Below are 20,993 nucleotides of genomic sequence, written 5' to 3' on the forward strand. Positions count from 1 at the left end.
GCTTTATGCAAATCATCACGTGTCTGTTGAAGACTGGTGGACTCTGTTTCCATCAAGTATGGTAACTCTTTTTTGGATTCGTTTAAGAATTGATTTAACTCGTTTTTAGTTGGAATTTTATTAGAATCACCATATTTGGCTTTATATTTATTTAAAAGTTCATTATGGATTTTACGAGTACAACCATAGTTTTGTTTAAACATGACTTCTTGTTCGGGAGTTACATGAAGCTTAACAACCACACCTCGAATATGCTCACCCATAAATCTCATCCCCAGTCCATCATTATATACCATTTTCATTCATATCTAAAAAATGAAAAAACATCTACTCTTTTTTAAAACAACAATTAAAATCACATTTAATTGAATAATATCTCATTTATAATTACCCATATATAAAAAATGAGAGAGAGCATTTGAAAAGTAATCGAATAACGAACTCAGAGCAATTTTTCAAATTTTCAAACCCAAAACAATTTTTCATACCCAAAGCAATTATTAAAAATCCATAAAAAAAAAGTATACTAAACAAAAATTCAAGAGCCAAAATAGCCTCCAAAAAACACAAAATAAAATTAAACACAATAAAATTAATTAAAAAAGATAGTACACCCAATAATGCAATTCATCCATGACCTTGAAGAGGTCATGGTATTCTTGCATCATTTAGATAAATAAAAAAAAAGAATTTGGATAATAACTATCCAAATTATCGTCCGACGTGATATCTCAAAATTGCAGCAATACCACCGAATGCCCTGAACAGCTGCATGCCCTCATCGGTTTCAGTGGAAATGAACTCAACATTTGTACTCATTTCTTCAGCTTTTTCAACAAAGTAATCTGTCAAATCAACAGATTCTTCTTCTTTTATAAGTTCATTGCAATTTGGACATCTCTCTTCAATATTATCCGCTTCACTTTGGGTTTTTACAGTGAATTCCTTATCAAATCCGCAGTTAGGGCAGACAAACCTTTTGCGCATTGCAGTCAAATCTTCAGATAAAAGCAGGGTATCGACTGCACCGATTGTAAGGTTGGTTCTCACCTCATCCTCACCATAGGAAGCAAGACCTTTGTCGTTGATCAGTTCCTTAAGGAATTTCTGGACAATCTGCTTTTCATGAATAACATCAAGATCGCTTAAAACAGGAGCTGCCTTTTCAATGACTTCACGAATACCGAATTCCCCTGTGTATGAAGTATCCTCAATTGTCAGTATCTTCTGTTTAAGCTCATAGTTAAGGTAATCCCCTTCGGCAAAATCGTTTTTGGTAAAACCAGGTCCTCCAATAATGATTCCTTTCAAATCATCCTTAAGAGGTATAAAGTCATCGTTCATGTGGTCGCCGATACGTTTTAAGAACTCGTGAGCGGCCTGTTCGATTACACGGTCAAACCTTCTTTGGGATTGTCCCCCTGCCTTATGCTTTCCAGGAACTCCACTGGTAATGTGGGTCAGTATGTTGATTTTCTTACCTTTCATTGATGCGATTGTAGCTTCCCTTCTGTCGATTACAGCAACACCGTAGGTGTCCCTTTCCTCAATCATATATTCAAGAGGTTCAAGGAAAAATTCGTTGTTACATTTATACCAGTAAGTTGTAATAGGTTCAGGCGGTTCGAGAACGTATGTTTCCATTTTCTCGGTTCCAGGCCCTCCTTTAGGAATCATTCCGACAAACAGAACCAGACCGTGTTCCGGAGGTTGCTTGTATAAACGGATTCTCTGCAGGATTACTTCAATAGCAGACTGTACATTTTTTCTTGTTTGTTTACTCTTGATGTTTGCACTCTGGCCAAGCTCATCTCTCATGTGCTTACCCACATCACTCAATTGCTTATCAGGTGGAATGTAAACGGAAACAAGCTCTGTACCTCTGCCTCTCTTTTGTGCCAATTCTTTTAAAGCTTTTTTAAATTCATATAATTCTTTTGATGATACATCAGCCATGTTATCCCCTATAAAATTGAATTAATATAATAGTAATAATTATCTTTTTAATACTATAAATAAGTAATGAAAAAATAGCTTTTATGATAGAATTTCATCGCCGAATTCATTAAATAACTTGATATCATCTGGAGAAATTGTTGCTATTTCAAGCAAATCCATTCCAGTAATCTCGATTATTTCACGGCCCAGATGAACATAAGTGTCGGGATATTCGTTGTATCCGAAAAGATGCCAGATGACATCACCTTCAAAGACGATTTCCAGATACCAGTCATAGCCTTCCAAATCATCGGGATCACGGGTCCGGGATTTCCTGTGGTACTCCGTGAAAATCCACTTGTAGACATGATACTTCTCAAACAACCCTAAAATCAGCTCCTCATCATCACGGCCCAATTCCTTTTCGACATACCCTTCTATTGACCTTTCGTTAAAGTTAACGATTAATCTGGGATTGGGTAAATCATATGGATATGTTCTGTAATGGCCGAATTCAACGGTTTTGATAGCTAACTTCCCGCCGTCAATGTATACTCCGTCCTTTCGAATGTCGTGATAGAGAGGTGTTGCAAACTGCCTTTGATGATTCAGGTGCAGGACATCAAAACCGACCAGATTCTCTAAAATTTCACCGAAGCGAACCCAATTTTTAGGGAAGTTGTTTTTAAAGCTGTATTCATGATATCCGTCAGTCGAATAGATGATTACCACACAGGAATAGATCACTTCAAGCTTTTCGAAAAGCAGAAACCTTTCGCTTTCAAAATCCTCAAACAGATCAAGCTCATTGAAACTGCCCAAAAACTCATCGGCCTTCTTAAAGTCGAATGTGCGGATTTCACTTGTCATCCTGCGCCTCAAATCCACCAGAATGTCAATCCATGAATCGTCACACAGCGGACTTTCTGAGAGGAACTTGTCTCCGCTTCCGCGCTCTGAAATCTTGTAATATCCGGAATTGTTTAAAAAATCGATTGTGAAGCATTCGTAATGTCTGTTGAGACGCTTGAAATTGAAGCGTTGGGTAATCTCTATCTTTTCTATCATTGATGTTAATATCTATTGCAAGATTAATATAATTATCCAAAAAAAAGTTTAGGGAAGGTTAGTGCAGTTAACCTTCAACCATAATTAGTTTGCCCGATTGCGAATCCCTGTAAACCTTACCCATTTCAGTAAAGCCCTCACCGGAGGATTTACTGATGTCTGGAGTCTCATTTAATTGCTGTCCTTGATCAAGCTGAGAGACTTCCTGAATTGCATTTTTTACCCTTTGCTTTTGCTGCTCATCCATATTCTCGTTGAATACGATATTCTGCATGTTCCATGAGATTACCAGAAACACCAAAAGCCCAACGGCAATGACCAGCATTGCATCAACAAGGTTTGATGTGCCTGCCATCGGATCCTCTTCACCCTGAGATAGAAATTTGCCTTTTCTTCTTTTAATCATGAACATCAAAACCTATTTGTTTAAATTTTCCAGAACGGCATTTACAAACAATTGAAGGTTGGAAGAATATTCCTCATACCATCTGCGCCTGATTTTTGATATGACATAGGCAACAGCACCCGCTCCAATACCTACAACGGTAGTGTCGAATGCGACGATGATTGCATTTGCCAATGTTGTAACATCACCACTTCCCAATGCCGCAAGACCAGGACCCATTGGAATCAATGTACCCATCAGACCAAGAGTCGGGCCGATACGGGTAACGATGTCTACCCTTTCAAGAGATTTGGCCATTGCAACTTCCTCCTCCTCAATCAAATTCAAAGCCCAAGCCTCACGGGAATCGGAGGATAAGGAATGGGCATTGATTATTTTTAACAGAACTTCCTTCTGATTGTCATAAATTGCAGAACCGTTAACGATATCTATAAGACTGTCAACAGAACTTGCATTAACCAAAGAAAATACCAGTTTTTCCTTGTATTCTCGAGTTAATTTTATACGGCTTTTATAATCTGAAATAAGGCCTCCAAATGCAAAAACCGCAAAAATTGCAAATAATAATAAAAATATAATTACCGGAATCTGTAAACTTTGAGATACGACATTTAAAGCCGCAGTCAAAAATTCACTTCCAGGAATTGCCACCATAAAAAATCACCACATAACTACTTTTAACATAAATTTAATCATTTTAATAACGTATTTTTCTTGTAATACACCAAGCCCAGCACAATCACCGCAATCAATAAAACAATAGTGATTGCAACAGACTGCAATGAAACCACATTAATCGGCTTCATATCATTCATATTCAATCCGATGATATTCGGAAGAAACAGGGAAACCACAAGACAGTAAATTCCCAATATGAAATACATGCTCCCCAAAGAGTTATAGGAAACATCAATAACGTTGAACTTTCTGCAGCCGAAAAATACCATAACAATAACCAATCCAAACAGAACTGCTGCCAATAAGCTAATCTGTAAAGAATCCAATCCAAACAATGATTCCTTCGAACCGACACACATCACTACAGTCAGTATGAAACATAAATATGACAATGAAATTGCCTTTGTGTAATTTCTTTTGTCTTCATCATGTTTATTAATTGAATATCCAATAAACATCAGAACAAATGCTATTATAAACAATAAAAGATAGTTATATGCACCCATAACTGAATTCAATTGAGTTTTAAACAGACTGATTGCATAAACCACTATGAATGTGCATATTATTGATCCGATAGATGCGATTGCCAAAGATTTTCTGGAAATTCCTGCATAGCCAAGACAGAAACCTATTGCAACGGCAAAAATCAATATTGAAATGATAAGCCCGAAAGACCACAATAAACTAAAAGCCATGATATCGCCAATTTATTTAATTAAGAATTTTGATATTATAACCGCTATGAAAAATCCGCCCAGCAATGCAACGATTAGAAGTATGATGTTGCCCGTTGTAAATAAGCCGTTATCCTCAACAACCTTTTCACCTGACTGATTTGTATTGTTGGTTACATTTTTATTTGTATTGTTTGCCTTTTCATGAGTTGAAGATGAACCTGCGTCCCCTCCTGATGATGAATCCTGTGCGGATGTTGAACCGTCTGAAGAAGATGAAGATGAACTTGAACCTGAAGAGCCAGCCGAATATGAAGATGAGCCTTCTGATGACCCGGATTGCCCTGAGGAAGATGAACCGGATGAAGATGAACCGGACTCACTTGACGAAGCTGAAGAATAACTTGAACTGGAACTGCTTGAAGGTGCAGAAACATCAGAAGAGGTTACTTCTTCAACATATTCCGAACCGTGCCCAGGATGGGAACATACAGCTGTTGCGGCAAATGATACAATAAAAATAATTGAAATCAGAAATGCCAGATATTTATATTTCATTTTATCACCACTATTATCAATAAATTAAATCTAATCAAATAACAACACAGATACCATCATTTAATTAAATTTAACCTACAATAAAAAAAATAAAAAAATAATAACTCAAAAAAAGAGTTATTAATATTTGAAATCTATTTTTTACCACGTCTCATATAACCGAAACCGAGTACAGCGCCGATAGCGACTACACCAAGCAATGCATATACCAGACTGTTTGAATCAGCGGATTTTGTTGCAGGAGATTTGGAAACTTCATAAGATTTGGAAGGAGCTTTTGAATCTGCTTTATTATTGTCAGCAGCAGTATCTTGAGCTGAATTGTCAGTTACTGGAGATTCAGTAGCCACTTCTCCAGAAGTTCCAACACTGCCAGAGTATGAAGGACTGTATGTTGGTTGGGTTTCAGGATTACTGTTGGAATTACTGTTGGAGTTAGAGTTACTGTTAGCATTGCTGTTGGAATTACTGTTAGCATTGCTGTTTGACTTACCGTCATTGTTTGAATTGCTATTGGAATTGCTTTTAGAGTTGTCTTCCATAGCTTTCAATAAGTCTTCTTTAGTAACATTGTCTAAGCTCTTCAAGTAAGTGATAGCATTATAATCATCACCAGAACCTTGTTTCAACATGTTATACTGTTCTTCATTAATCCATTTTTCACAGTCGGTTGATACAACAGGAAGTGCTTTGATGTTTGGATTTTCGGTATCTGCATACATGTCAATGTATGCTTTGATTTGAGCTGCACGTTTTGCTTCAGAAGTACTGTACATGCTGTTGTCAATGGTTGCCCATTTGAAGCTTACAATTGATGCTCTACCTACTTTAAGGTTATCATCCCATACGACAATAATACCTTCTTGAGTTCCACCATCCACATATTCGGATACAGTTTCGTTACTAGGCAATTTTTGAACATAGTAAGAACCTAAACCTGGAGATAAGTCCAATAGATATGTTAAACTGTCATCTTTACAGTAGATACTGGAAGCAATGTAAGTATAGGATTCGTTTTCACCTAACGGATATTCATTTAAGATATGGTCAGTTATGAAGAATCCAGGCTGTACACCAGGACATACGTGTGCATGGTATAGGAAAGTTGACATCTGATCATATAACGGATGTTCATTCCATGCATTAATGATAGTTTGTACGTTGAACCAATTTCCATCAGGAACAAAAGATTTTTCAATAGCTCTTAATTTAGTGCTGTTGTTTAAGGTTTCAAATCCTATATTGACAATCTTATCTCCGTCAAGTGTGCCTACAAAGAAGTCGTTTGTATCAGGATTGTATCTTAAGTAAAGCATGTTGACTGCATTAGAATCAGGGTAACGGAATGCAAATGCGAACCATAATGGTTTCCATACAGCTTGGTGAAGACTCATTACATTTTGACTGTATAAGGTTCCACCTAACTCTTCATAAAGACCATCACGTGCAATAACAGTGTCTTGGCCGTTTAAGAAAGCATATCCTGCATCAGTTAATGCAAGGAAATCAACATCATCACGGTCAACATCAATGCCTAATTCATCTTTAATTATTTCTTTAGCTTTTTTAGCAGCATCAATACCGATCTGTTTAATTTGAGCATCGGTTAATTTGCCTTGAGCATTATCAGTTGATGCTCTTTTAGCACTAGGGAGGTTTAATGACAAGATGTAGTCCAAATCAAGACCATGACCGTCCATACCGTAATCGAAAGGTTCACCGTCATAGGTTACATTGTCAGTAGTTCCCATTAAGTAATTGTATTGCTCTTGATTTAATCCGGAAAATTCATATAAGAAGTCTACTAATTTTTCAGGATTTGTATTTATTTTGTTAATCCACCAGGAATTGTATTTTAATTCTTCTAAACTACCTGCGTCAGGGTTTATTTTAGTTTCTTTAGTGAAAAGTTTTTTGACATTGGTTGAATTAAATGCCATGATGATTAAGTCACCAGTTTTTGTTTTTGAATTCCATTTAATAAAACCAAGCATATTTTCAGTAGCTCCGGTGTAGGTGGTATTCATACCAACATATCCGGTTTTACCAATTGTATCGTCTAAAAAGAATAAAGCTGCATCGTCATCAGATCCGCCTGGAACACCAAGTACTTTAAAAGCAGTGATGTCTGCTGGAGAACCAACACCGCCAGGGTTGGTTTCCTGTTCAGGAGGATAGTATTTTAATAAAGCTTGAATAATACTGTATCCGCCTAATGTACCTTCACAAATGTGACCATGGAAAGCAGCCTCTTGAAGTATTTCTCTTGAAACACCGGCAGACCAACCATTTGCCAGACTTGCAAATGCCCATGCGTTTTCACCAATGACCGCCTTATAATATTTATTCCATTGTGATTTAGTCATATCCTGAGATATGGTTCCCAAATAGGAATATTTGGTTGATGCATTTTGGAAAACAATAGCTTTCAATTCTTTTCCTTTTTTAGTGATGAAAGCGAAGTCAATCGGATCAACAGCGCTCTGACGTAACATCAACACATTGCTGTAAGATACTTTTCCATAATTAACAATGGCTTCCATTGCGTCTTCACTGGTTACACCATTTAATTTAGCGAGTCCTGCAGTAGTTATTGCAAGAACATCATCAGCGTTTTTAAAATCTAATTTACTATCAGCAATTTCAGTAACAGTTCTTCCTAATTTATAAGCTTCACTTGCTTTTAAATCAAAGGAAATGAGTTTGGTTAAATCAGCACCGTTAATGACTTTTACTTCACTGCCATAACCTGCAGTCATAGCGGTGATGTTCAATTTATCTCCATTGAAATTTTCCACGTTCAAAATATAGTTATTGTTTGAATCGAGCTTCTTAGTGAAATTGAGATATTTGTCATTGGACACCACATAAAAATCAGGAACCAATTTACCTGCATCGTCAGCATATTCGTAATTAACTTTTACATTTACTGAAACCGGATTGGTGTCTTTAGAAGATGCACCATTTGAATCATCTGCGAGTGCAGAGGAATCGTCAGCTTCAGCAAGAACATCTGAGATATCATTACCTAAAGGAAGACTGTTTTGAGAATCAGAAATGGCATCTGTACTTTCTGCAGATACCGCACCGACTACAAGCATTAAACAAGCAATCAGTGTGATAAACAAAACAACCTGTTTTTTAATAATATCGCCTCCAAAATTTGAAAAATGATATACTACATAAAAAATATAGAATATCACATTAATGTTATTAGTAATAAACATATAAAGTTAATTATTACTATAATAGCAAAAATATATTAAAAAGTAATACTATTTTATCCATTCATAAATTTTTAAAAGTTTAGAAACAAATATGAAAATTCCCCATTAAGCAAAAAACCTGTTTTAAACCCACCAATACCAATAACATAACTAATCCTAAATAGACATAAAACGTAGTATTAATTAACAATGTTATACCTTTTTATTATAAAGCAATATTTTTTCAAAGGGAAAAAAACAGATTATCCCATTTGGATTGCAACGAAAAAACCTGTAAAAAAAATTAAAATGAAACTAGTTAATACAAATCATTTATTCAAATAATAAAAACATTTATATACTTTTAAAGCCTATAATAGATTGAGGATAATTTTTAGGTTTACCTAAAATTAGCCTCCAAAATTTGAAAAAGTGTTAAATTAGGATTATTAATTCTAGTTTAACACATATTTAAAGAATCAAATGCCTAATTTTTGAAAGACCCCCAAACTGCATACATTAGCTTCAAATCAATACATTAACATCGTTATATTAATCAGAATGAGTATTACAAAAATAAAAAGTAATACTATGCTTTTTTTAGAATTCAATTGCATTACTGCCGTCGCTTAACCGAAACAAATAATTTAAGAAAATATTTATAATTATTATTTTAAAAAAAATGTTAAAAAGATATCTGAAAAACATTAAAAAAATAGCATTTTGTTCAATAAGTAATACTTATTTGAAAAAATAGGGGGAAAGATAATACGAAATGATATTATATAGTATTACTTCAAAGGTTATGATGAAACCAAAAATAAGGTGATAACTTGCACTTACCCGACGGAATCATAAGTTTTGAACAGGCAATAATATACTGGATTATTACTCTAATAATCATCTCAATATTTCTATACAAATTTTCGAAAGACGAAAACAAGGAAAAGAGAATAATTTCAATAGCTCTTTTCAGCGTATTCACGATGGTTGTCACATCCGTATCAGTCCCGTCACCTCTCGGCGTTCCGATACACTTTTTCCTGATACCGATGATAGCAATAATATTGGGTCCGCTGTCAAGCACAATCGTGTCCTTTGTAACCCTGCTCATGCAGGCGCTGATCCTGAACATGGGAGGCATAACCACATTAGGTGCAAATTTCCTTGTAATGGGTTTCATACTGTCCATCGTTACCTATGGATTTTATAGAATATTCGGTTACCTGAATGAAAAGGTAGCGATATTCGCATCAACAATAATTGGAATTATGTTTGCAACATTCGGACAGGTGGCAATCCTGCTGATTTCAGGCGCAATGAATTTTGACATACTGCTTTCGACATTAGTTCCATTTTACTTATTCATATCAATTATTGAAGGATTTGCAAATGTGGTTATAATAACTGCCATTGAAAGAACAAAACCGGAAATAATCGAAATAAACAAAATATAAAGGGAGATAAAATGAAATATCTAAAAATATTAATTTTAATGCTGGTTCTGATTTTTGGTGCTGCTGCAGTATCCTCCCACGGAGTTGATGTAACATCAGACACTATGGTTGTTGCAAATGACACCAACGGAATACTCGTTAAAGACCTTGCAGACACCAACGGAATAAATATAAGCGTGTACAAATTCACCTCAGAAGATGAAGTGGCACACATCCTGGAACATAGTATAAACAACACAAACAAAAGAATGCTGTTTGTAGCCTATCAGGATACTGCAAATAACTTCCTGAAAGACCATCAAGAATTGTCCAAACGAATAATCGTTGTGGATGATGTCAACAACGACACCATTAAACAGGGACTTCAGGACATCATGAATGCTCCGACAGGAAATGTCGCCCAGCAATCAAGCTTTGGAACACCATTAATCATAGGTATCGTAATCGGTGCACTGATTGGTATTGCAGGCGGAATATTTATAATGAAAAGGAAGAATTAGGATAATCTCCTTCTTCCACCTATTTTTATCATCACAAATAAAATCAATTAAAAAACTATATAAACTAATTATTCTTAATTATATTTTAAGTGATAGTATGGTTTTTAGAAGATGCCCACAGTGCGGTTCAACAAGTGATGACGCTTACGGATTTTGTATAAAATGCGGATATGAATTTCCTGAAATTCCAAAAACAGAGACAACATGCCCGTTATGCGGTTTTCAAAATCCTGATGAAGCGGATTATTGCGTTAAATGTGGAACTCCACTTATTTTTAAAAACCAGCTTGAAAACAATAGCTATATCAATCCTGTCGTCATCAACAAAACCCCTGCAAGCGAACCGGTAGGTGAAAAACCCTCCAGATTCCACACAATTCTTGTAGTTCTGGGTTACCTTTTCTCAATTCTGGGAGGTCTTGTAGGACTTATTATTGCAATTTATCTCATCACCAGAAAAGACAGAAGCCTTAAAAAGCACGGATACATTCAGCTGGCAATCTTCTTATTCTACATTATACTGATAGCAGCCCTATATGCTACAGGAAATATTCCTCCAGATGCAATTGCACAGTACAAACAGTTAATTGCTGGAAATGGGACCCTTAGACTTTAAATATAATACTACCGCATCTTCACCGCTTTCATAATATCCCGGAACAATGCGGTCCTGCTTGAAGTGGAACCGTTTGTAAAACTCTATCGCACCGGTATTTGATGCCCTCACTTCAAGATAAATAGTATCTGTAATCAAAAACAGAATGCCGATGGCTTTCGCCAAAAGCTGAGTTCCATAGCCATTTCTTCTGTAATCCTTGTCAACGGCAATGGAAATTATATGGCCCTGATTTTCATATTTAAGCCAGAACATGACATATCCTATTACATAGTCGTTCTCCTCGGCCACCAGAAAACCAATGCCCATCTCGTATAATTGCTGAAATATCTGAATGCCATAGGACTGGTCAAATGACATATTCTCTATTTCATAGACTCTTTTTAAATCAGTTGGTCTGAATTTTCTAACAATCATACAAACATAAAATATAAAATGCAATGTATTTAATAGTTTCCACGATTAATATTAAACTGAGGACAATAAAATGTGGGACGATTTTGGAGATTATATTTTAAGTGAAGTCGGCGCCGACAAGGTCAGAATTGCCGAAGTCGGCGTTGGAAAATTTGATCAGATTGCGAATAGACTATCAGAAAATGAAAATATAACACTAATCAAAACAGATATCCTTCCAAAAGACGCAACAGTAATAAAAGACGACATTACAAACCCCAACATTGACTTATACCGGGATACCGATATCATCTATTCAATCAGACCTCCAAGTGAACTTCAACCACATTTAGTTAATCTGGCACTGGAAGTGGACTCACAGCTGATAATCAAGCCGCTTACAAACGAAGATTTAAATACCGGAAGGGTTAAAATGAAATTAAAAAACTTCAGAAAGGCAAGTTTCTACACATTAAGGTGATGTTATGAGTGACATATTAACCAAATACGAAACATCAGTTAATGGACTTTCGCAAAGTGAAGTTCAAAAAAGACAGGCCGAATACGGATTAAACAAGATTGAAGAAAAAAAGCCAACACCTTTAATAATATTATTCTTTTCCCAATTTGCAGATATTCTTATCGCTCTTTTAATAATTGCAGCCATTGCATCCCTTGCAATCGGCGACATTATTGATGCGGGAGTTATTCTGCTTGCGGTTTTGCTGAATGTCATCATGGGATTCATTCAGGAATACAGATCCATGCGTGCGGTTGAAAGCCTCAAAGGCCTGATTACCAAAACCGCTGTCGTAAGAAGGGATAATGAAATCAGGGAAATTGATGCCGAAGAGCTTACCATCGGAGATATTGTAATTTTGGAAGAGGGTCTTAAAGTTCCGGCAGATTTGGAGCTGATAGAAGCAAAACGTTTGACCTGTGATGAATCCAACCTGACAGGAGAGTCTGAAGCGGTTAAAAAAGACATTAACGATATGTTATACATGGATTCGAATATCCTTTCAGGAAATGCAGTCGGAGTCGTTAGGGCAATAGGAATGCAGACTGAAATCGGCAGGATTGCAAATGTTGTTCAGGAAGATGATGAGGAAACTCCGCTTGCAAAGCGTGTGGGAAGACTTGGAAAGATTCTCTCCGCAATAGCAATTGTCGTTTGTATTGCAATTTTCATATTGGAACTGTTGAAAGGAATTCCAATCGTGGAAACATTCATGACTGCAGTTTCACTTGCGGTTGCAGCAATACCTGAAGGGCTTCCTGCAGTTCTGACTTTAACACTTGCCCTTGGAATGAATGAAATGGCAAAGTCAAAGGCAATAGTCAAAAGACTGCTTTCCGTAGAGACCTTAGGTTCATGCACTGTAATCTGTTCCGATAAAACAGGAACACTAACTGAAAATAAAATGACCGTTGTTGAGAGCTATTACACAAATGAAGACAAAACACATCTTATCGGCAAATTGTGCAATAATGCAGTCATGTCCGGTGATGAAACCATTGGAGATCAGACTGACGGCGCCATTTTAAGATACTGTAAAGGTCATGAATGCGATTTGGAAAGGGTGGATGAAATCCCACTTGACAGCAATCGTAAAATGATGACTACTATACATAGATTAGACAGTGCAAATGATATTGTTTTATCAAAAGGTGCTCCAGAAATAATTTTAGATAAGTGCAAACACATTGATGATAATGGAACTATCAAAATCCTTGATGATGAAACCAAGCAAATGATACTTGAAAAAGTTGGTGAAATGAGCGGTCATGAACTGAGGGTAATAGGATTTGCATACAAAATCAGGGATGAAATGGAATGTGAAACCGACCTCACATTTACAGGTCTTTTGGGTCTGATGGACCCTCCTAAAAAAGATGCGAAAAAAGCCGTCAGCGACTGTATCAATGCAGGAATTGACGTTGTAATGATTACGGGAGACCATGAAAAGACAGCGTGTGCAATTGCAAGGGAACTGGGAATCCTGACAACCGGCAAAATAATAACCGGAGCAGAACTTGAAGAGCTCTCCGAAGAGGAATATCTGAAGATTGCAAAAGATATACAGGTTTACGCAAGGGTGAAGCCCGCTCAGAAAATGAGAATCGTTGAAGCTTTAAAGAAACTCGGCAACATTGTTGCAATGACAGGTGACGGAGTAAATGATGCGCCTGCACTTAAAAAGGCATCCATTGGAGTTGCAATGGGTGACGGAACCGACGTTGCAAAGGAAGCTTCAGACATGATACTTCAAAACAACGATTTTGCAACAATCGTCAAGGCCGTTGAGGGCGGAAGAAAGATTTACGACAACATCAAAAGGTTCGTCAAATATCAGGTTTCCACAAATGTCGGGGCAATACTGACAATTGTCGGAACTTCACTTTTGAATTTGCCTCTGCCGTTCAACCCTGCACAGCTTCTATGGCTGAATATCGTAATGGACGGACCTCCTGCACAGATGCTGGGTATTGAGGGAGCCGAAAGGGACATAATGCAAAGGCCCCCTGAGACAGGAGACATACTGACCAAAAATACATTGCTTCAGATATTGTTTTTAGGTCTTGTAATGGCAATAGGAACAATAGCGGTATTCAGCTGGCAGATATATAGCGGAGCAGATACCAGAAAAGCCATGACTGTTGCATTTACCCTTTTTGTAGTCTATCAGCTGTTAAACGCATTCAACGGAAGGGCAAACTCAGAAAAATCAAGCAAATTTTTATACTTGGGAATAATAATATCATTCATTCTTCAGTTGCTGATCCTCTACATTCCTCAGCTACAGACAATATTCAGAACAACATCCATAGGAATCATGGACTGGATTGTAATCGTGATTGTGGCATCAACAATACTTATAGCTCAGAAGATAATGGACAGGGTGATGAAATGAAGATTTTCTTATTGGGAGGCACCAAGGATTCGACAAACATCATAGAACACATAAAGAAAAACTATGATGCATTTATCCTGACTACAACCACAACAGAATACGGCGCAAGGCTTGCAAATGAAGCCGGAAGCGATGACACAATAGCCCGTCCGCTTCTAAAAGATGAAATAACTGAAATCATTGAAAGGGACGGCTTTGATATTCTCATTGATGCAACCCATCCCTTTGCAGAGCACATCACACATACCTCTGCCACCATCGCAAATGAACTGAAAATGCCATACATCCGCTTTGAAAGACCTACCACCAACCTTGAAAACATCGATACATCACACATACATTACACAGATTCATTTGACGATGCAGGAAAACTGATAGCCGACGAATTTCCTCAAGGAGGAGTGCTGCATTTTGCAGGAGCCAACACCATGGCAGATATCGTGAAACACATAAGCGTCGAGAGATTCTATCCAAGAATACTAAAGGTGAAAAGCTCCATCGACAAATGCAATGCACTGAATATAGATCCCGACCACATCATTCCAATGACCGGAGCCGCCACAAAAGAAGAGAATATCAATCTAATTGAAAAGTACGATGCAAGTGTGATGATTACCAAAGAAAGCGGGGAAATCGGTGGCGTTATTGAAAAAATCGAAGCTGCAAACGAAAAGGACATTGCAGTCATAATGATAAAAAGGCCAAAAATAGAAATATTAAATAAAAATGATGTCGTTAATGATTTAGATGAATTAGACGACAAATTAAAAAACTTTTTTTAAAAATAAATTATAAGAAAAAACGCCGAGACTGGGATTTGAACCCAGGCGAGGGAAACCTCACAGGATTTCAAGTCCTGCGCCTTACCAGACTAGACTATCTCGGCATATGAAAAGGATCCCAAGAAGCTTTACCTTCTCCATCTGGAGATTTTCTTGTAGGAACTACTAATTTTTTAGTAGGTAATGGAATAGGACCGGACAAGTCAACACCAGTTCTTTCAGCAATTTTTTTAAGTTGATCACATACGTATGCTAATTTTTCTGGGTCGGTTCCAGTAAGCTTAATTCTTGCTTGATTCATTTATTATCCTCCAAAAAAACTAAAAAAAGAAAGTAAGAAATTACTTTCTAATTTATATGTTTACAAACTTATTGGTCGGTAATTTTAAGACATAAACCGGCAGCAACAGTTTGACCCATATCCCTAATAGCAAATCTACCCATAGGTGGAATGTTTTTAGCTTCTTCCAATACCATAGGTTTGGTTGGTTTAATTTCAACGATAGCTGCATCACCAGTTTTGATGAAATCAGGGTTTTTGGTTTTAGGTTGACCAGTAGCTGGGTCGAGTTTTGCGGTTAATTCAATAAAAGTACATGCAGTTTGTGAAGTGTGACAGTGGAATACAGGAGTGTATCCAACGGTAATTACACCAGGGTGTTGTAAAACAACAACTTGTGCGGAGAATTGTTTAGCTACGGTAGGAGCACTGTCAGTGTGTCCTGCTACGTCTCCTCTTCTGATATCGTTTTTACCTACACCTCTTACGTTGAATCCGATGTTGTCACCAGGTTCAGCGATATCAAATTGTTCGTGGTGCATTTCGATAGATTTTACTTCACCGGAAGCTCCGTTAACAGTTGAAGATGGTAAGAAAATAACGTTGTCACCTTTTTTCATAACACCGGTTTCAACTCTTCCTACAGGTACGGTACCTACACCAGTAATGGAGTAAACGTCTTGAATAGGAATTCTTAAAGGTAAGTCGGTTGGTTTTTCAGGAGCACTTAAAGCGTCTAAAGCTTCGATTAATGTTGGTCCTTTGTACCAAGGAGTGTTTGGAGATGCTTCGACAATGTTGTCTCCTTCAAATGCGGATAATGGGATGAAAGTTACAGAGTTAGGGTCTCTTCCGATGGATTTGAGTAATACGGAAACGTCTTCTTTAACTTCATTGAATCTGTCTTCGCTGTAGTCTTCCATATCCATTTTGTTAATACCGATAATAATTTGTTTAATACCTAAAGTCATGGATAAGAACATGTGTTCTTTGGTTTGAGGCATTACACCGTCGTTAGCTGCTACTACTAATACAGCTGCGTCTGCTTGGGAAGCACCAGTAATCATGTTTTTAACGAAGTCTCTGTGTCCTGGGCAGTCTACTACAGTGTAGTCGTATTTTTTAGTGGAGAATTTTTGGTGAGCTAAGTCAATGGTTACTCCTCTTTCTTGTTCTTCTTTGGTAGTATCCATAATAAATCTGAATTTGTCTTCTCCAGAAGCTAATTGTTGTTCATTGATAGTACCAGCTTTTACTAATAAGTTTCCAACTAAAGTGGATTTTCCGTGGTCAACGTGTCCAATAAATGCTAAGTTAAGATGTTCTTTTTCTTTTGCCATTATAATAACCTCTTTTGTAATTATTAACAAACATATCTATAAGCCTAAATGTTAGCTTAATAAAGTATTTTATACTTCAACATATAAAAAGATATGTTTTTTTCGTGAATTTTTAATAAAAATATAAAAAAATATAAAAATTAAAAAATTTTAATTTTATAAGTCGCCTAAGTAGTGGCTTGCAGGGAACGGTTCTTCGGATAAACCTTTCCTTTGTCTGATTTCTCTTACGATTTGATTTTGCATTTCACGAGGAAGTGGTTCAAATCCAGCGATTTCAGTAGACCATAAACATCTACCTTCAGCAGCGGATCTGATATCTCCAGCGAAACCAAACATTTCAGCTACAGGTACTTTGGATTCAATTCTAGCCATATCTCCGGTCTCTTGACCCATATTTACGATTTGACCTCTTCTGTTTTGAATCTCACGAGTACATGCACCCATATAATCGTTAGGAGTATCAATAACTACTTTTTGCATAGGTTCGAGTAATGAAGGTTCTGCAAGCATCATGGAACCTAAGATTGCGTTTCTGATTGCAGGTAAAACTTGAGCAGGTCCTCTGTGAACTGCATCTTCGTGAAGTTTTGCATCGTGGAGTTTGAATTTTAATCCCATGGAAATTTCGTTTCCTAAAGGACCGTTTTCAAGTGCGGATTCAAATCCTTCAAGTAAAAGTTCTTTTACTTCATCCAAGTATTGGATACCACGAGTCATGTTGAGGAAGATGCTTCTGTTGTGAACAGCCCATACTCTTCTAGCTTCTTCTTTATCTAAGCCAGCTTCCATGAAGTCGTTAGCAGATTCTTTACCTTTAACTCTGCCTTCTTTAATGTCCCCTTCTTGAATAGCTTCAAAGAGACTTTGTTCAATAGGTTCAACAGTAATGTAGAATCTGTTGTGTTTGTTAGGGGATTTACCTTCAACTTGTGGAGAGAGTTTTCTTACAGTTTCCCTGTATACAACAATAGGTTCGGAAGTTGTGATGTCTACACCTTTGTCTTTAATTCTGTAACCGATAACTTCAAGGTGAAGTTCTCCCATACCTGATACCAAGTGTTCACCGGTTTCTTCGTTAATATCGATTTTGACTGTAGGGTCTTCTTTACCGGTTTGTCTTAACACTTCAATCAATTTTGGTAAGTCTTTGGTATTTTTAGCTTCTACAGCAACGGTAACTACAGGTTCGGAGATGTGTTCTAATCCTTCGAACTCTTTGATTTTGTCTTCAGGAGAACATAATGTTTCACCAGCAATAGCACCTTTTGCACCGGCAATGTAAACAATGTTACCAGCAGGTACTCTGTCGGTGTTAACTCTTTCAGGTCCGAAGTATACACCTACTTGCTGTACTCTGGATTTACCGTGGGAACCTACGAGATACACTTCTGTACCTTTTTCGATGGATCCTCCGTATACCCTACCTGTTGCGATTTCACCAGCGTGTTTATCTACAGAAACGTTGGTAACCATTACAGCTAAAGGTCCGTCAGGAGAAGTGGAAACCATACATTCACCAGCAGGTGATTCGATGTCTCCGTCCCAGATGTTAGGTACCCTGTAAACTTGAGCTTCTTTAGGGGAAGGCAAGTGCTCTACTACCATACCTAATAATACATCAGATAAAGGTACTTTTTGAGCTAACTCTTTTTCATTTTCTGCATTACAATAATCAATAATATCTTTGAAGTTGATACCAGTTTCCTGCATGGTTGGAACATTGATAGCCCAGTTGTGGTAAGCTGAACCGAAAGCTACACTACCGTCAGTGAAGTCCAATTTCCATTCTTCTTTTTTCTCTTCAGGAGCCATGTTTTTGATCAATTTGTTAGCTTCCATGAAGATTTTCAGGAATCTGTTTTGTAATTCTTCAGGTTCTAATTTTAACTCGTTGATTAATCTGTCAACTTTGTTAATGAATAATACTGGTTTTACGTTTTCTTTTAAAGCTTGTCTGAATACAGTTTCGGTTTGAGGCATGATACCTTCTACAGCACAAACTACTACTACTGCACCGTCTACAGCTCTCATTGCACGGGTTACGTCCCCACCGAAGTCAACGTGACCTGGAGTATCGATTAAGTTGATTAAGTATTCACTGTCTTTGTAATCGTGTACCATGGATACGTTAGCTGCATCGATAGTAATACCACGTGCTTGTTCTTGTTCGTCAAAATCCAAGAATCTTTGGTCTCCAGCAAGGTCTTCGGAAATCATTCCTGCACCTGCTAAGAGGTTATCAGATAAAGTGGTTTTACCGTGATCGATGTGAGCACAGATACCAATGTTTCTGATTTGTTCAGGTTCGTACATTAACTCTTTGATTTTTGCAATCATTTTGTCTCTTCTACTCAAAATAACCACCTAAAATATGAACATTATATGATTAGTGTGCTGCTTTAGCAACTCTTTCTTTTTCCTCAGCTTTTTGTAAAGCGAAACTTCTTGAATCTTCTTCAGAAGCAAGAATTAATTCATCAGCTAAACATTCAGCAACAGATTTTCTGTTTTTGAATGAAGATTGTAAAGTACCTCTGGTTAAAAATCCTAATGAAAGGTCAACTCTTCTTTGTGGAGAAATATCTACAGCAACTTGGTAACCGATACCACCGTATTTGATACGGGTAGTTTCTTCACGAGGAGCTGTGTTTTCAACTGCAGTAACTAAAACTTGAACAGGGTTCTTTTTAGTTCTTTTGTTGATGATTTCTAAAGCTTCTTTAACGATGTTGTAAGCTTTGTTTTTCTTACCGGAGTTGAGATGGGTTCTCATGATTTTGTTCATTAATCTTTCAACAATTGATACTTTGGATTTTGCGAATTGTCTTTTTACATGTCTACCAGAAGTATGTGGAACTAAAGTTTCATCCAAGCAGATATATTTTACTAAACCTAAGTCCTCAACTTTTACTTCATCGAGATCCCATTTATCAAATAATTTACTCATAAACATAACCACCTTATCTTACAGGTTTTTCTATTTTTCCACTTACCATTTCTGATAAAGCTACATTGTTAACTTTGGAAACTTTCCAACGAACCCCTGGAATATCTCCCATGGATCTTCCGGATGGTCCTCCGATTCCTTCAATCATTACTTCATCGTGCTCATCGATAAAACCAATAGCTCCGTCACCTGGTGCGAAAGCAGTTAATTGTTTACCATTTTTAATCAATTGAACACGTACACATTTACGAATAGCAGAGTTAGGTTGTTTTGCTTCTATCCCTACTTTCTCGATTACAATACCTCTAGCTTGAGGAGCTCCTTCGAGAGGATCAGCTTTAACGTCTAATCTTAAAGCTCTTCTTTTGTAATCTACATCTTTCCACTTAAAATTTTGTCTATTTTTTTTAAGTTTTTTTGCAGCAAAAAGTCCTGGCATATTTTATTCCTCTAATCTTTTTGTTAAAAACATATCTAAGAATCCACCGCTGCGATTTATACTATAATCTATAGTACAATCTAAATTCAAAGATATAAATCAGTATAATTAATAATTTAGACGATTTAAATCATCTAAAAGAAGATATCTTGAAATGAAATTCAAAACTTAGACAAAAAGCACACATAGTCAAGTTATTAAAAAAGTACAGATATCTTAAGATAAAATATATCTTTCAACCTTTATAAAGGTATTCATTTTTGGGTCGAAAATTAAATAAAAAAAAGTTTTTTTGAAAAAAATAAAATTTATAAAATAGCTAAAAAGCTATTTTAAAATAATATTGTCAATATTATGTTGTCTATTTGCTAATAATTTAGCTCTTTCAATATTGATTCCATTTTTACCGATAGCAATACGTTTGTTGGTATTGTCTGCTGTAACAGTAGCTATTTTTTCACCTGACTGCTTTTGACTGATTTTTACAGTCTGCAGTTTTGCAGGGGACAAAACATTTTTGATAAACTGTATAGGGTCATCATCAAGTTCGATGATTTCGACACCTTTGTCTACTGCTCTTTGAACTTTAGAAACTGAACTTCCTTTTTTACCTATAGCAAGTCCCATGTCACCATTCTTTACAACGAAAGTAACTTTTCCATGTTCATCATCGATAATGCAATCTTTTACCATTGCTCCAGTCATATTTTCGAAAAGAGCTATGTATCTAATTTCATTTGCACTAAATTTAATAGACACTTAAATCTACCTCAAATCGTCTAATATA

20 protein-coding genes, 1 tRNA gene and 1 pseudogene are annotated in these 20,993 nt (G+C 36.6%); 6 read left to right on the top strand and 16 right to left on the bottom strand.

The features are described 5' to 3' along the window. From QZU83_RS08225 to QZU83_RS08260, 8 genes are all read right to left on the bottom strand, one after another. Positions 1-242, bottom strand: a 242-nt coding sequence (locus QZU83_RS08225; protein ID WP_295611195.1) for a helix-turn-helix domain-containing protein, incomplete at its 3' end; no start/stop codon positions are given. 469 nt (positions 243-711) lie between these two features. Continuing rightward, on the bottom strand, positions 712-1,956 hold the full coding sequence (gene prf1 / locus QZU83_RS08230) for a peptide chain release factor aRF-1 (RefSeq protein WP_295611199.1): 1,245 nt from the start codon (positions 1,954-1,956) through the stop codon (positions 712-714). Between the two features lie 81 nt (positions 1,957-2,037). Beyond that, a complete protein-coding gene (locus QZU83_RS08235) occupies positions 2,038-3,006 on the bottom strand; it encodes a hypothetical protein (RefSeq protein ID WP_295611200.1) in 969 nt (322 codons plus the stop codon). A 67-nt stretch (positions 3,007-3,073) separates the two neighbouring features. Beyond that, a complete protein-coding gene (locus tag QZU83_RS08240; RefSeq protein ID WP_295611202.1) occupies positions 3,074-3,412 on the bottom strand; it encodes a DUF2149 domain-containing protein in 339 nt (112 codons plus the stop codon). A gap of 12 nt (positions 3,413-3,424) precedes the next feature. Further along, entirely contained in the window at positions 3,425-4,066 is a 642-nt protein-coding gene (locus QZU83_RS08245) for a MotA/TolQ/ExbB proton channel family protein (protein ID WP_295611204.1), read from the bottom strand. 38 nt (positions 4,067-4,104) lie between these two features. Then, entirely contained in the window at positions 4,105-4,788 is a 684-nt protein-coding gene (locus QZU83_RS08250) for a DUF2162 family putative transporter (RefSeq protein WP_295611207.1), read from the bottom strand. A 12-nt stretch (positions 4,789-4,800) separates the two neighbouring features. Then, positions 4,801-5,325 (bottom strand): hypothetical protein, encoded by a 525-nt coding sequence (locus QZU83_RS08255; RefSeq protein WP_295611210.1) that lies wholly within the window; start codon positions 5,323-5,325, stop codon positions 4,801-4,803. 134 nt (positions 5,326-5,459) lie between these two features. After that, complete coding sequence (locus tag QZU83_RS08260) at positions 5,460-8,426, bottom strand: FmdE family protein (protein WP_295611212.1); 2,967 nt, start codon at positions 8,424-8,426, stop codon at positions 5,460-5,462. Positions 8,427-9,364: 938 nt separating this feature from the next. Here QZU83_RS08260 and QZU83_RS08265 point away from each other — a divergent pair. The 3 genes from QZU83_RS08265 to QZU83_RS08275 all read left to right on the top strand — a co-directional run bounded on the left by QZU83_RS08265 (position 9,365) and on the right by QZU83_RS08275 (position 11,104). Further along, positions 9,365-9,988 (top strand): energy-coupling factor ABC transporter permease, encoded by a 624-nt coding sequence (locus tag QZU83_RS08265; protein WP_295611214.1) that lies wholly within the window; start codon positions 9,365-9,367, stop codon positions 9,986-9,988. Between the two features lie 11 nt (positions 9,989-9,999). After that, positions 10,000-10,488 carry a hypothetical protein gene (locus tag QZU83_RS08270; RefSeq protein WP_295611217.1) on the top strand — a complete coding sequence of 163 codons (489 nt, stop codon included), beginning with the start codon at positions 10,000-10,002 and terminating at the stop codon, positions 10,486-10,488. A gap of 97 nt (positions 10,489-10,585) precedes the next feature. Beyond that, on the top strand, positions 10,586-11,104 hold the full coding sequence (locus QZU83_RS08275; protein WP_295611219.1) for a zinc ribbon domain-containing protein: 519 nt from the start codon (positions 10,586-10,588) through the stop codon (positions 11,102-11,104). Here QZU83_RS08275 and rimI read toward each other — a convergent pair. Further along, positions 11,072-11,521 carry a ribosomal protein S18-alanine N-acetyltransferase gene (gene rimI, locus QZU83_RS08280; RefSeq protein WP_295611220.1) on the bottom strand — a complete coding sequence of 150 codons (450 nt, stop codon included), beginning with the start codon at positions 11,519-11,521 and terminating at the stop codon, positions 11,072-11,074. The two genes, QZU83_RS08275 and rimI, sit on opposite strands and share 33 nt — an antisense overlap. A 70-nt stretch (positions 11,522-11,591) precedes the next feature. On the opposite strand from rimI, the gene QZU83_RS08285 reads away from it, so the two are divergent. From QZU83_RS08285 to cobK, 3 genes are read left to right on the top strand one after another with little or no spacing between them, the layout of a single operon-like run. Beyond that, entirely contained in the window at positions 11,592-11,981 is a 390-nt protein-coding gene (locus tag QZU83_RS08285) for a UPF0146 family protein (RefSeq protein WP_295611223.1), read from the top strand. 4 nt (positions 11,982-11,985) lie between these two features. After that, positions 11,986-14,415 carry a cation-translocating P-type ATPase gene (locus QZU83_RS08290; protein ID WP_295611225.1) on the top strand — a complete coding sequence of 810 codons (2,430 nt, stop codon included), beginning with the start codon at positions 11,986-11,988 and terminating at the stop codon, positions 14,413-14,415. Beyond that, positions 14,412-15,197: a precorrin-6A reductase gene (gene cobK, locus QZU83_RS08295; protein WP_295611226.1), complete on the top strand. Its 786-nt coding sequence runs from the start codon at positions 14,412-14,414 to the stop codon at positions 15,195-15,197. Before QZU83_RS08290 ends, cobK begins: the two co-directional genes overlap by 4 nt. A 20-nt stretch (positions 15,198-15,217) precedes the next feature. Here the strand turns inward: cobK and QZU83_RS08300 are convergent. From QZU83_RS08300 to QZU83_RS08330, 7 genes and pseudogenes are all read right to left on the bottom strand, one after another. Then, positions 15,218-15,301, bottom strand: a tRNA-Ser gene (locus QZU83_RS08300). Beyond that, positions 15,301-15,498: pseudogene (locus QZU83_RS08305) on the bottom strand (30S ribosomal protein S10); the annotation flags it as partial. The pseudogene QZU83_RS08305 and the gene QZU83_RS08300, both read right to left, overlap by 1 nt. Before the next feature lie 68 nt (positions 15,499-15,566). After that, positions 15,567-16,817, bottom strand: coding sequence for a translation elongation factor EF-1 subunit alpha (gene tuf, locus QZU83_RS08310; RefSeq protein WP_295611228.1), 1,251 nt, complete (start codon positions 16,815-16,817; stop codon positions 15,567-15,569). A gap of 156 nt (positions 16,818-16,973) precedes the next feature. Beyond that, positions 16,974-19,175, bottom strand: a complete 2,202-nt coding sequence (locus QZU83_RS08315; RefSeq protein ID WP_295611230.1) for an elongation factor EF-2 — start codon at positions 19,173-19,175, stop codon at positions 16,974-16,976. Between the two features lie 31 nt (positions 19,176-19,206). Continuing rightward, complete coding sequence (locus QZU83_RS08320; protein ID WP_295611231.1) at positions 19,207-19,767, bottom strand: 30S ribosomal protein S7; 561 nt, start codon at positions 19,765-19,767, stop codon at positions 19,207-19,209. Positions 19,768-19,780: 13 nt separating this feature from the next. After that, a complete protein-coding gene (locus tag QZU83_RS08325; protein ID WP_067044341.1) occupies positions 19,781-20,206 on the bottom strand; it encodes a 30S ribosomal protein S12 in 426 nt (141 codons plus the stop codon). A gap of 327 nt (positions 20,207-20,533) precedes the next feature. Further along, complete coding sequence (locus tag QZU83_RS08330) at positions 20,534-20,965, bottom strand: NusA-like transcription termination signal-binding factor (RefSeq protein WP_292744083.1); 432 nt, start codon at positions 20,963-20,965, stop codon at positions 20,534-20,536. Between the last annotated feature and the right edge of the window lie 28 nt (positions 20,966-20,993).

Source organism: uncultured Methanobrevibacter sp., from assembly GCF_902771435.1.
In the GTDB taxonomy this organism is placed as follows: Archaea; Methanobacteriota; Methanobacteria; order Methanobacteriales; family Methanobacteriaceae; genus Methanocatella.

Bases quoted from the DNA above. Each gene is read 5' to 3' on its own strand.
- prf1 (WP_295611199.1), bottom strand. From the start codon at position 1,956: ATGGCTGATGTATCATCAAAAGAATTATATGAATTTAAAAAAGCTTTA.
- QZU83_RS08235 (WP_295611200.1), bottom strand. From the start codon at position 3,006: ATGATAGAAAAGATAGAGATTACCCAACGCTTCAATTTCAAGCGTCTC.
- QZU83_RS08240 (WP_295611202.1), bottom strand. From the start codon at position 3,412: ATGATTAAAAGAAGAAAAGGCAAATTTCTATCTCAGGGTGAAGAGGAT.
- QZU83_RS08245 (WP_295611204.1), bottom strand. From the start codon at position 4,066: ATGGTGGCAATTCCTGGAAGTGAATTTTTGACTGCGGCTTTAAATGTC.
- QZU83_RS08250 (WP_295611207.1), bottom strand. From the start codon at position 4,788: ATGGCTTTTAGTTTATTGTGGTCTTTCGGGCTTATCATTTCAATATTG.
- QZU83_RS08255 (WP_295611210.1), bottom strand. From the start codon at position 5,325: ATGAAATATAAATATCTGGCATTTCTGATTTCAATTATTTTTATTGTA.
- QZU83_RS08260 (WP_295611212.1), bottom strand. From the start codon at position 8,426: ATGCTTGTAGTCGGTGCGGTATCTGCAGAAAGTACAGATGCCATTTCT.
- QZU83_RS08270 (WP_295611217.1), top strand. From the start codon at position 10,000: ATGAAATATCTAAAAATATTAATTTTAATGCTGGTTCTGATTTTTGGT.
- QZU83_RS08275 (WP_295611219.1), top strand. From the start codon at position 10,586: ATGGTTTTTAGAAGATGCCCACAGTGCGGTTCAACAAGTGATGACGCT.
- rimI (WP_295611220.1), bottom strand. From the start codon at position 11,521: ATGATTGTTAGAAAATTCAGACCAACTGATTTAAAAAGAGTCTATGAA.
- QZU83_RS08285 (WP_295611223.1), top strand. From the start codon at position 11,592: ATGTGGGACGATTTTGGAGATTATATTTTAAGTGAAGTCGGCGCCGAC.
- QZU83_RS08290 (WP_295611225.1), top strand. From the start codon at position 11,986: ATGAGTGACATATTAACCAAATACGAAACATCAGTTAATGGACTTTCG.
- cobK (WP_295611226.1), top strand. From the start codon at position 14,412: ATGAAGATTTTCTTATTGGGAGGCACCAAGGATTCGACAAACATCATA.
- tuf (WP_295611228.1), bottom strand. From the start codon at position 16,817: ATGGCAAAAGAAAAAGAACATCTTAACTTAGCATTTATTGGACACGTT.
- QZU83_RS08320 (WP_295611231.1), bottom strand. From the start codon at position 19,767: ATGAGTAAATTATTTGATAAATGGGATCTCGATGAAGTAAAAGTTGAG.
- QZU83_RS08325 (WP_067044341.1), bottom strand. From the start codon at position 20,206: ATGCCAGGACTTTTTGCTGCAAAAAAACTTAAAAAAAATAGACAAAAT.